This window comes from Alteripontixanthobacter maritimus (assembly GCF_003340475.1).
In the GTDB taxonomy this organism is placed as follows: Bacteria; Pseudomonadota; Alphaproteobacteria; order Sphingomonadales; family Sphingomonadaceae; genus Alteripontixanthobacter; species Alteripontixanthobacter maritimus.
The window spans coordinates 1,689,228-1,700,661 of the sequence record NZ_QBKA01000002.1 but is presented as its reverse complement, the minus strand read 5'-3'; the positions used below and the strand labels follow the sequence as shown (position 1 = coordinate 1,700,661).

Sequence of the window (11,434 nt, the reverse complement as noted above, 5' to 3'; positions counted from 1 at the left end):
GAGGGGGGAGACATGACGAAGACAACAGTGTTTCGCCGGGCCATTGGCGCTGCTGCGGGGATTGTTCTGACGCTGTGCGCTGTTCCCGCGCTTGCCGATAATAGGCAGGGCGACCGATCTTCTTCTTCCGCCCAAGCGAATTCGGCTTTCGATGCAAAGATTGGCGAAGCGCAAGCCAGCATGATGGCCGATCCTTCCGCCGCCCTCAAGCTCGCCCGGGATGCGGCGAAGGCCGCGCAGGGCAGCAAACGCGACATGGCCGAGCAAATCCTGACTTCGCAATGGCTCGAAGGCGAGGCCCTGATGCGGCTCAACCGTGCAGACGAAGCGCAGGAGATTATTGCCAAGGCTTTGGCGAAGATCGAGCATCTCGCACCCAGCTCCAAGCTGCATGCCGATCTGCTGCGCTCTCAAGCCTCGCTCAAGGCTGGCAAAGGCGAATATGGCGAGGCGCTGGCCTTCTTTCAGGATGCGCATGACAGCTACAAGGCTTTAGGAGAGGCCAGAAGTCAGGCCATCGTCCTCCAGAATATCGGTTCGCTCTATTCCGATGCCCGCGATTACGAAAGAGTGCTGGATTATTACCGGCAAGCAAACGTTACATATAAGGAAGACAATGCCCTATCTGTTTCCGCGCATAACAATCGTGGCAACGCGCTCAAAGCATTAGACCGCTTTGGCAAGGCGGAGCAGGAATTCCGCCTGGCGCTCGCATCGGCCAGGAAAATGTCCAGTCCGATGCTGGAAGCACGGATTTTCACCAACATCGCGTCCGCCCAATTGAAGAACGGGCAAGTAGGGGCTGCCGAACAAAGCCTTGCGCAGGGTATTCGCCTTGCTTCGCGCGGGGCAGCGGACTGGCTACCGTTTTTATACGGGGTAAAAGCGCAGATCGCTTTTGGTCGCGGGAATACCGAGGAAGCCTGGCGCTTTATCTCGCGAACTTTCGCATCGCAGGATGTGAAAACGACCGCGCCGCTATTCCGCGATTTTCATGAAACAGCCTACCAGATCAGTTTGAAGCGAGAGGATTACCAGTCTGCGGTCGAACATCTCGCCGCATTCAACCGCTTGGACAGCCAGGCCAGCAGCCTGTCGGCCCAGGCCAACAACGCGCTGCTCGGCGCACGCTTCGACGCCACCAATCGCGAATTGCGTATTTCTAGATTATCGGCCGCAAAAGTTGCCAACGAGGTGCGGCTGACAAAGGCCGAGCAGCAGGTATGGCGCCTGACCGGCGGAATTACGCTGGCATTGATCGCTATTCTCACAGCTTTATTCACCCTGCGCGCGCTGTCCAGAAGTCGGGCCACAATCAAGAACAACAATGACAAACTTACCTACCTTACCCAGCATGACGGACTGACGGGTCTGCTGTCGCGCGGGTACTTCCGCAATTTGTTCGACGCGGAATTCGATGCCTGTATGGATGCCAACGATCAGGGTGTGTTGATGCTGATCGATCTCGACCGCTTCAAGCAGATCAACGACGTGCATGGCCACGCGGCAGGGGACTATGTGCTCGTCGAAGTGGCCACGCGGTTCCGCGAGGTAGCGGGCGACAATGCGGTCATCGGTCGGCTCGGGGGGGACGAGTTCGGCCTGTTCCTGCCCCATTCCACTTCGATCGAAGACGCGCGGAATATTGCGGCGAACCTGACCAGGCGGCTGGGCGAGGTTTATTATATGTCGGGAACCGAAATGACCATCGGCGCATCGATCGGGCTAACGGTATTCGGCGATCAGAACAGCTCCACCAGCGTTTTGATGACAAACGCCGATCTCGCATTGTACGAGGCCAAGGATCGAGGCCGCGGTATCTACGTCGAGTATTCACCCAAAATGCGTATCGAGCTGGAGGAGCGTGTCAGCCTCGAGCGCGATCTGGAAGCCGCCCTTGCGAATGATGAGATTTCGATCTCCTATCAGCCGATCGTCGGTGGCGGCGACCGCAAGATCAAGAGCTATGAAGCGCTCATGCGGTGGAATCATCCAACCCGTGGCAACGTACCGCCAAGCGTATTCATTCCGGTGGCCGAAGACGCGCTGCTGATCGAAAGGCTGGGTGCATGGATGCTACGCAAGGCCTGCGCAGAAGCGAAAACGTGGGACGATGCCATCAAGCTGTCGGTCAATATTTCCGCCCTGCAATTGTCGACCGGCGAATTTCTTACGACAGTGATAGAGGCGCTGGCATCGAGCGGGCTTGCGCCGAACAGGTTGCTTCTCGAACTAACCGAATCCATCGTCCTGGAAATGGACGACGAAACCGAAAGGCTGGTCAACAATCTGGCCGATATCGGCGTATCGTTCGTGTTGGATGATTTCGGGCATGGCTACTCGTCGCTGAACTATATCGAGAAAATGAACTTCTCGATGATCAAGATCGACCGGGATTCCGTGCAAACCGCGACGGCCGGTTCGTCCAAGAGCCAGGCTATCGTTACGGCGATCGTTTCGCTGGCACGTTCCCTGGATATCGACGTAACTGCCGAAGGTATTGAGGCCGACGACCAGCTCGAGACGATGACGCGGCTGGGCTGTTCCAGCTTCCAGGGCTATCTGTTCGGCGCGCCGAAGCAATCGGAAGCGCAGTCCGCGACCTCATCTGACTCGCAAGAAGCAGCCTAATACAAACACCTGTGCCGCCAAACGCTGAAGGACTATCGGTATTCCGCGCGCGGTCCCCCTTATCGTGAGAAGCAACGGACTAGCTAACTGGTGCATTACCGGTCGGCAGCACGGTAAGAACGGGTTGCCGAGCCATACCTTCCCTGCCAGTTTCGCGCGATGACACAGCGGGTTGTCCTGTGGGGCACATATGATCTCGGCAAACCGCGGACGCGTATCCTGCGCGACTCGTTGCGAGCGTCCGGTTTCGATGTTGTGGAAATCCATACGCCTGTCTGGGAAGGGGTGGCGGACAAGAGCCAGCTTTCGCGGGTTGGCTGGTTGGCGCATGGGCTGCGTTGGTTGCTGGCGTATCCCGGCTTGATGTGGCGCTATCTGCGGGCACCACGGCATGATGTGGTGGTCGTGCCTTATATGGGCCATCTCGATGTGCTGATCTTGTGGCCACTGGCACGGATGCGCGGCGTGCCGATCGTATGGGATGTCTTTCTCTCGCTTTACGATACCGTAGTGCGCGACCGGCGTATGGTCGGCCCCCGCAACCCGCTGGCTTGGGTTTTGCGCGGCTGGGAAAAGCTGGCCTGTCGTGCAGCCGACAAGGTGGTGCTCGACACAAGGGCGCACGCTGCCATGCTCGCAGAACTGTATAATTTAAACGAGCGAAAGACCGTCGCCGTATTTGTCGGGGCGGAGACTGCGAATTTCCAGCTGGAGCCGACTGGCGAGTCAATTGGCGGTGAAGAGTTACAAATCCTGTTCTACGGACAATTCATTCCGCTGCATGGCATCGAAACCATCATTGAGGCTGCGCGTCTGGCCCGTGACGCGCCTATCGCATGGCATATTATCGGCGACGGTCAGGAAGCACCGCGTATCCGCCAAATGCTCGTTACCGATCCCTTGCCGCAAGTTCGATGGACGAACTGGATGGCGTATGACGAGCTAAAGGCGGAAATCGGGCAGGCTGACATATGCCTCGGCATATTCGGAACCAGCGAAAAGTCGGCCCGCGTCATTCCCAACAAGGTGTTCCAGGTCATCTCGGCAGGAAAGCCGCTCGTCACGCGCGACAGCCCGGCGATGCGGGAACTGGTGGGCGATGACGAACCGGGTGTGGAACTCATCCCCGCGGGCGATCCACAGGCTTTGCTGGACGCAGTCAAGCGCGCAGCCGACGGTCCGGATCGGTTGGATCCAGCCATCGCCGAACGGTTCGCTCCGGATGCGCTGGCACGGCAATGGGGCGCTATCGTCGGTTCGGTCCTCGCTACGAAAGGCTAGATAACCAGCCAGTAAAACGCTGTGCGCATGATGTAGGACGGCACGAACCGTTCCTTCAACATGAATGCCTTGCGCGCGAGGAACGGCTGTATGCCGAGCGCCCCGTATCGGGCCGTGAAGCTGGCGATATCAGGGTCCAGGCTGCGGCCATATCGTTTGGCAAATGCCCCAGCCTGGGTTTGCGTCCGCTGCACGATCCGGCTTGTCCTGCGGATGGAATCGGTCGGTTTTGCTGCAAAGCGTCTGGCCATGGCGGGCACGCTCCAATCACTTGCACCGATGACATTCGCGCCGTGCTGCCGGTAAAGGATGGTCTTTTCCGGACATGCGACCAAGCTGCCAAACCATGTCGCGACCAGCGCCACCCACCAATCGTGCATGATCGCCCCGTCCGGGATCGGTGTCGCCCGCTCACGCAGAGCTGCGTTGCCCATCGTGGCACAGCCGGTCACGAAGTTTTCGAGGAAGGCCGATCGGCGGTCGGACTGGTGCGCTGGATCGTAACGCAGCAGCTGCCAGTAGGACGGTGAAACGGGTTGCAGCGACGCATCCACGACCGCCAGATCGCTATGTACCAGAACCGGGTGATCAATGCCGTGGCGTGCCTCGCAGGTTCGCACCGCTGATAACATCGTGGCGAGCTTTTCCGGAAGCCACACATCGTCTTGATCGCAAAACGCGAAATAGGGCGCATCGGATGATTCGAGCAGGACATTGAAATTGGCGCATGCGCCGCCAGCTGTGGGCCGGTTTTCGATCAGCATCACGTCGCGCGCGGTCCGAGATGCCCATTGGCCCAGCACTTCGAGAGTGTTGTCGCTCGAACCGTCGTCGCGAACGATCAATCGCCAGTCGGAAAAGCTCTGCGCCTCCAGCGATCGCAGCAATTCGTCGAGATGCGCGCCGCCATTATATGTGCCGAGAAGAATGTCGATCATGCCTGCACCCCGCTTGTTTCGTGGGAATAGACATCCAGCCGCGCGCGGGCGGCCCAGAATGTGATGGAAGTCAGCACGACCAAGCTGGCAGCCATGGCGATGGCAGCGCCCGTCGCGCCTACGCGCGGCACCAGCCACAGCGCCAGTATCAAATTGGCAAACACACCGCAGAGCTGGCTGAGAAACGCTTCGCGCCCCTTGCCGCACATCGTCAGAAGATGCCCCATCGGGCCGAAGAACGTGCTTACCACCACGCCGCCGGCGACGATCCACAGCAACGGAGCGCTGGCTACGAAATCGCGGCCGAAAGCCAACATCAACCAGGGTCCGGCAATGCAAATGACGAGCGCCAGCGCCAAAGTCAGGAAGCCGGTGGTCAGCGTAAAAATCCGTGTGATCGAGCGGATGCGCTCGAACTCGCCCTGTTCGCGCAATTCCGCCATGCGCGGTGCGTAGGCAAACGTCGCAGCCTGTACAGGCAATGTCAGGATCGGCAACAGTCGCGCGACTGGCTGGAACAGGCCGGTTTCCTCCGGTCCGGCGAGCGCTGCCAGCAGCAGCGTGTTGATCTCGCCCTGCAGGATGGCCGCCAGTCCGATGCCCAGGAATGGCATGGCGTTTGCGAGGGAGCGCCGCGCGTGCGGCGTGCCTGCCGGTTTCGGCAACTCACGCAACTTGTCCCGCCACAGGGCGATGGCAGCAATAAACAAGGCCACCAATGCCGATGCGAGCGCCCAGATAAAATAGTCTTCCGGCGCGAAGCGCACCCCGGTAAATGCCGCGAAACCCAGCACTATGACCAGCAGGGCGGGGCGGACGACGTCTGCCGGCAACAGTGATAGCGCGATCCTTCCAAAACCCTGCGCCCAGCCCTTCAGCAAGGCGAGCATCGCAAGCGGCACGATGAGCAGCCCGCCGAGTATGGCTGCAAAGCCGGTCAGCATGTTTCCGCCAAGCACCGGGATGGCCAGCGTTGCGGCAACAAGCGCAATCAGTACAGAGCAACCCAGCACCAGCAGGAACGAGAACCGCACAAAAGCTGCCAGTTCCTTCGGCTGGCGCGCTGTCAGGCGTACCGGGATTTCGCGCACAGCCAGCGAACCCATGCCGAGGATCGCGAACATCACAAGAATGTGGACCACCGCCAGGACGCTCGCGACCGTTCCGTAGCCCGCCGGACCCAGCAGTCGGGCAGTCAGGACGGCTTGCGCGAATAGCAGCGCCAAACTGGCGAGCCGGATTGCAAGGCTCGTCCCGCTCGCTCGGGCGATGGGGCCGGATGCCAGACTACGTCCGCTTGCAAGCCAGCGGTCGAAGCGGGCGCGCCGTTTCGTCGGCATGTCGCTCGTGCTGCGTCCCGGCGATCCAGGTGCGGTCTTGCCGGGCGAGGTCGGGGGCACAGCCATTACAGATCGTAATAGATTGGACCGGACGGCGCGGGCCGGTCTGGTCTGTACAAATGATCGCCCCAGCGAAGCGTCGCCTCTCCACCGGTCCATTCATGGTTTCCGCGACCCAACCGGAAGGTTGCGCCGCAGTTTCGATTGCGTCCGTCGATCATGCGCATCCCGTTGCATTCCAGAGTGTATATGCCGGGGATAACGACGTCGAATTGACCGGAGGCGGCCTGAAGGGTCTTCCCCGCAACCCACAGATCGCCCCAATGCTGAATGTAATTGTCCCGCAAAATCGCTGCGTCTTGCGGCAGGAGCTGGGGCATATCGGTGGTCAGGGACGGGTCCAGCGCCATGGCCAGCGCCGGGGCACTTGCCAATAACAAGGGCGGGCCATCCTTTGCGACCGAAGCCGCAAGGGAATCGACACCTTGGCGATGCCGTTGCATGCCAAGCGTGCTCATGAAGAACCCACTTTTCTGAAACGACGGCAGCATCGTGCTGCGTTCGATATAGGGAGCGGGTTCGGGGAATATCCGGTGCGCCAGCGCGGTGTACTGACGCTGCGTAGCCTGGTCTCGCGGCCAATAAGTCGCGAACTGGACTGCCAGACTTACCGCTAGAATAAGTACCACCAAGCCAAACCGGGTCTGCCAGTCTGTGAGAAGGCGCTGGGCTGCGGGCAGGGCAGCTATCATCGTGGGCAGCATGATGAAGGGGAAGAAATAGGGAAAAGCATTGCGGTAGAAAACCAGCGAGAAGAGCGGCAGGGCGCATAGCAGGACCGTCATGCCCAGAACAGGCGCTCGTCTGGCGATCACGTTTCGTGCAGCAAGGATCGAACCGGTAGCCAGCGCAAGGGCCGTCGCGATGCCTCCTGCGAACCAGGCAAGGATATAGGACCCTCGTGCGAACCATTCCTGCTGGTTCATAACAGTGCTCGCGGCATTGCCACCCACGTTTGCCGCCTGACCGAGCGACGGGTCCGCTACGCTGGCTTCGCTCCCTGCCAGCAAGGCACCGTGCCACAACCACAGGACCGCACCCAGGGCCGCGGTAACGATGCCTGCGATTGCAAAGCGGCGAAGCGTATCGGCGCGCCCGTCCCTCCGCCAGACATAGACCAGGATCCCGACAAATACCGGCAGGTAAAACGCACCTTTGACGGTGATGAGCAGCGATACAGCAGCAAGGCAGCCAGCCAGCAAACTCCGCCACCAAGCCCCGCCAGCCACCAGCAACGCCAGCGCGCCCATCAGCAGCGTGGCTGCGACCGGATCGGTCCGGAAACTAGCGCCGTGCGCAATCGTGTAAGTGCTGCAGAGCCACAACGCTACCACAAGCAGCGCGCTCGCTTTATCGGCCAGCGTGCGGCAGATAAAATAGAGGCACCACAGCGCGGCCAGCTCGCATCCGAACATAACCAGCCGCCCAGCCACGATTTGATCGATCTCATTAAGGGGAACGCCCGGTAGCCAGCTGAACAGATGGACGTGGAAGTTCTGAAAAGGATCTGCCAGTTCGCCTGCGTGTGCAAGATAGATGCGGCCTAGAAACCAGTACTCGTCCCAGTTCACGTTCATGCGGAACACCAGCACTGCCTGCATCAGTAGCGCGGCTGCGATAACGACCAGGACGAGCCGCGCGTGCAGTGGTGATAGCGCAGCCTGCACAGCTTCAGCCGAATTTCGAGCGGCGAAGGCGTTCAACGGGATGTTCGGGCGGCAGTTTCAGCCGCTCGTCATCGGATTGCGGGTCCGGGGGTGTCTGCCGGCCAATCCGGTCGATGCGTTCTTCCAATTGCCGTACGTGGCGCAGGTTCGCTTCCAGCAATTTGCGGTTGGCGGCCATTAGATCGCCGAGAATACCGAAAATGGCCACCATCGCGCCCATCACCATCAGCGAACCGCCAATCACCAGCGACTGGACATGACCATCACCATTGCCTGCAAGATAGAACGCCAGAAAGCGCAGAATCGGCAAAATTCCGATCAGCGATAATACCAACCCGATGCCGACGAACACGCGGAGCGGGTTGTAGGTAATGTAAGCGCGGGCAATCGTGACACCGGTCTGCATGATGAAGCTGGGGATCGACCGAAACAGGCGCGAGGGACGGATTGCCGCATTGGTGCGAATGGGTACGCTGACGATCCGCATCCGTTTGCGTCCTGCCTGGATCAGCATATCGGTGGTGTAGGAAAAGTCGGTAGTGATAAATATCTGCTGCGCTGCTTCCCGGCTGATAGCACGAAAGCCGCTTACGGCATCGGTAATATCGGTGCGCGACAGACGTCTCACCAGCGCGCTGCCAAGACCTTGCAGCCGCCGTTTGACCGGTCCGAAATACTCGTTATCCAGCACACCCCGGTCGCCCACCACGATGTCGGCCTCGCTGCGGACCACAGGCCCCACCAGTTTCGCAACGTCCTCGCCGACATACTGCCCGTCGGCATCGGTATTGACGATGATGTCCGCCCCTTCGCGCAATGCACAGTCAACTCCGCTCTGGAAAGCTGCAGCCAACCCGCGATTGCGCCGGTGGCGGACGATGTGATGCACGCAAGCATTACGCGCGGCTTCTTCCGTGCCGTCGCTGGAACCGTCGTCGATCACCAGTATCTCGATGCAATCCACGCCATCGATCCGCTCCGGCAATGCCCGCACGGTATCGGCGATATGGTCTGCTTCATTATAGCATGGTATCTGGATAATCAGCTTGGTCACGTACCGCCTCCCACGGGCCGCTCCAAGCTATGGAACAGCCACACCCTGCCGGTACTGATGGAAATTGGTTACCGAAGCGTTTACCATAGGGCGCAGTCGGGCAGCCGGGCGATGGACGCAGGAACAATCAACCCTGTCACGGCGGCGCAACAATCGCGCTGTAACAAACCGCTTTTGGAGTAGTCCTGCACGCCATGCCCGCTGCCGATAACGAGTCACCTGTCACCGGGCGCACCTCAGCTGATCCCGAACCACGCATCGCATCCGCCTCGGCGGCGGATCGGTACCACAACCGCGAATTAAGCTGGCTGGCATTTAACACGAGAGTTCTGGAAGAGGCGGCCAATCGCGAACACCCTTTGCTCGAGCGGTTGCGGTTCCTGTCGATCTCCGGAAGCAATCTCGATGAATTCGTCATGGTGCGGGTGGCAGGCCTTGTCGGGCAGGAGCGGCGCGGGATCGAGGAATTGTCCATCGACGGCCGTACGCCCACCCAACAGTTGTCGGCAATCCATGCCGAGTTATCCGTCCTGCTCGAACGGCAATCGCATGAATGGTCGAGGCTTCACGGCGAGCTGACTGAGGCGGGAGTGGAAGTCCTGGGCGACGAACGGCAGGATCCCGAAACCGCGCGCTGGCTGAAACGCTATTTCAGGGAAACCCTGCAGCCCGTCATCACACCGCAGGCAATCGACCCGGCGCATCCGTTTCCCTTTGTCCATAATCGCGGGATGGGTATTCTATTCGCGCTGCAGCGGGATGACGACAGCGAACAAGTGCTGCAGATGGTGCTGGTCCCGCAATCGCTGCCGCGCTTCATCCGGCTGCCGGACATACCAGGAAGTGGTACTGAGGGCACCGACGGGGCACCGGATGCCCAGCCCGTCACCGCACGCTATATCAGCATCGAACGCCTGCTTCGCCGCCATGGGGATGTCCTGTTTGCCGGCTTCTCCGTCCAGTCGAGCTGCGTGTTCCGCGTGCTTCGGGACAGCGATATCGAAATCGAGGAGGAGGCGGAGGACTTAGTCCGTTTTTATCGCACGGCGATCCAGCGCAGGCGGCGCGGGACCATAATCCTGCTGGAAGTGTCGGGCGATTTGAGTCCGTCGGCCGAGAGTGTCCTGCGCGAGCATTTGGGGCTGGACGATATGCGGGTCCATGCGGCGGACGGTCTGATCGGGTTCGAGGCGTTGGCGGAGCTGGTCGAAACCGACCGTCCGGACCTTAAATTCGAACCCTACACGCCGCGTTATCCCGAACGCATCGCGCAGCACGACGGCGATTGCTTCGCCGCGATCCGCGAAAAGGAGTTCATCGTCCACCACCCTTATGAAAGCTTCGAAGTGGTGGTCGATTTCCTCAAGCAAGCGGCACGCGATCCCGATGTGGTGGCGATCAAGCAGACGCTGTACCGTGCCGGCACGCAGTCCAGCGTTGTGTCAGCCCTCATCGCGGCAGCCGAAGCCGGCAAGGCTGTGACCGCTGTGGTGGAACTGAAGGCACGCTTCGACGAGGAGCAGAACCTGCTCTGGGCAAGCCAGCTGGAAAGCGCAGGCGTGCAGGTCATCTACGGTTTCGTGGATTGGAAGACCCATGCCAAGGTTTCGATGGTGGTGCGGCGCGAACGCAGCGGCGATGGCGATGGCGATGGGGATGCGGGCGCCTCTGGCTACCGCACATACTGCCATTTCGGCACTGGAAATTATCACCCCGTAAACGCCCGCATCTATACCGATCTCAGCTTCTTCACAGACGATCCGAAAGCGGCGCGCGATGCTGGCAAGCTGTTCAACTTCATTACCGGCTACGTGAAGCCCGAACGCACCGAGCTTTTAAGTATATCGCCAGCCAATCTTCGCGAGCAACTGACCGCCTGTATCGACCGCGAAATAGAGAACGCCAAAGGCGGGCGGCCAAGCGGAATCTGGGCGAAAATGAATTCGCTCACCGATCAGGCAATAATCGACAAACTTTACGAAGCGAGTGCGGCAGGCGTGCGGGCCGAACTGGTGATACGCGGGATATGTTGCCTGCGCGCAGGGGTGGAAGGACTGTCGGAAAACATCGAGGTCCGCTCCATTATCGGACGCTTTCTCGAACACAGCCGCATCTATGTCTTTGCCAACGGGGCCACGTTGCCCAGTGCGAAAGCGCGGGTGTACATCTCGTCCGCCGATCTGATGGGCCGCAATCTCGACCGCCGGGTGGAGGTACTGGTGCCCTTGCGTAATCGCACCATCCACGATCAGGTGCTGGAACAGGTCATGCAGGCGAACCTGCTGGATACCGCCCGCAGCTGGCGGGCGCAGCCCGATGGTAGTTACGGGCGGGTGGAAAGCGGCGAAAAACTTTTCGACGTGCATCGCTATTTCATGACCAATCCGTCACTGTCCGGCCGGGGCAGCGCGCTGGTAAGCGGCGAAGATGTCCCGCGACTATCGCTAAGCCAGGGATCATGAA

At 60.1% G+C, this 11,434-nt stretch carries 7 protein-coding genes; 3 read left to right on the top strand and 4 right to left on the bottom strand.

All coding sequences use genetic code 11. From position 1 onward, the window contains the following. Positions 1 to 12: 12 nt before the first annotated feature. Entirely contained in the window at positions 13 to 2,631 is a 2,619-nt protein-coding gene (locus HME9302_RS08435; protein ID WP_115366652.1) for an EAL domain-containing protein, read from the top strand. A gap of 159 nt (positions 2,632 to 2,790) precedes the next feature. Beyond that, entirely contained in the window at positions 2,791 to 3,912 is a 1,122-nt protein-coding gene (locus HME9302_RS08430) for a glycosyltransferase (protein ID WP_115366651.1), read from the top strand. On the opposite strand, the gene HME9302_RS08425 is transcribed toward HME9302_RS08430, so the two are convergent. From HME9302_RS08425 to HME9302_RS08410, 4 genes are read right to left on the bottom strand one after another with little or no spacing between them, the layout of a single operon-like run. After that, positions 3,909 to 4,850, bottom strand: coding sequence for a glycosyltransferase family 2 protein (locus tag HME9302_RS08425; protein ID WP_115366650.1), 942 nt, complete (start codon positions 4,848 to 4,850; stop codon positions 3,909 to 3,911). The two genes, HME9302_RS08430 and HME9302_RS08425, sit on opposite strands and share 4 nt — an antisense overlap. Beyond that, positions 4,847 to 6,256, bottom strand: a complete 1,410-nt coding sequence (locus HME9302_RS08420) for an oligosaccharide flippase family protein (RefSeq protein ID WP_181815717.1) — start codon at positions 6,254 to 6,256, stop codon at positions 4,847 to 4,849. Before HME9302_RS08420 ends, HME9302_RS08425 begins: the two co-directional genes overlap by 4 nt. Next, entirely contained in the window at positions 6,256 to 7,953 is a 1,698-nt protein-coding gene (locus HME9302_RS08415) for an ArnT family glycosyltransferase (RefSeq protein WP_147270793.1), read from the bottom strand. Before HME9302_RS08415 ends, HME9302_RS08420 begins: the two co-directional genes overlap by 1 nt. Continuing rightward, a complete protein-coding gene (locus tag HME9302_RS08410; protein WP_115366647.1) occupies positions 7,922 to 8,971 on the bottom strand; it encodes a glycosyltransferase family 2 protein in 1,050 nt (349 codons plus the stop codon). Before HME9302_RS08410 ends, HME9302_RS08415 begins: the two co-directional genes overlap by 32 nt. A 194-nt stretch (positions 8,972 to 9,165) precedes the next feature. Between HME9302_RS08410 and HME9302_RS08405 the strand changes: the two genes are divergently transcribed. Then, positions 9,166 to 11,433 (top strand): RNA degradosome polyphosphate kinase, encoded by a 2,268-nt coding sequence (locus HME9302_RS08405; protein ID WP_115366646.1) that lies wholly within the window; start codon positions 9,166 to 9,168, stop codon positions 11,431 to 11,433. Position 11,434: the final 1 nt, after the last annotated feature.

What these genes read in the sequence shown, in the direction of transcription:
- HME9302_RS08435 (WP_115366652.1), top strand. Translation starts at nt 13, where the DNA reads ATGACGAAGACAACAGTGTTTCGCCGGGCCATTGGCGCTGCTGCGGGG.
- HME9302_RS08430 (WP_115366651.1), top strand. Translation starts at nt 2,791, where the DNA reads ATGACACAGCGGGTTGTCCTGTGGGGCACATATGATCTCGGCAAACCG.
- HME9302_RS08425 (WP_115366650.1), bottom strand. Translation starts at nt 4,850, where the DNA reads ATGATCGACATTCTTCTCGGCACATATAATGGCGGCGCGCATCTCGAC.
- HME9302_RS08420 (WP_181815717.1), bottom strand. Translation starts at nt 6,256, where the DNA reads ATGGCTGTGCCCCCGACCTCGCCCGGCAAGACCGCACCTGGATCGCCG.
- HME9302_RS08405 (WP_115366646.1), top strand. Translation starts at nt 9,166, where the DNA reads ATGCCCGCTGCCGATAACGAGTCACCTGTCACCGGGCGCACCTCAGCT.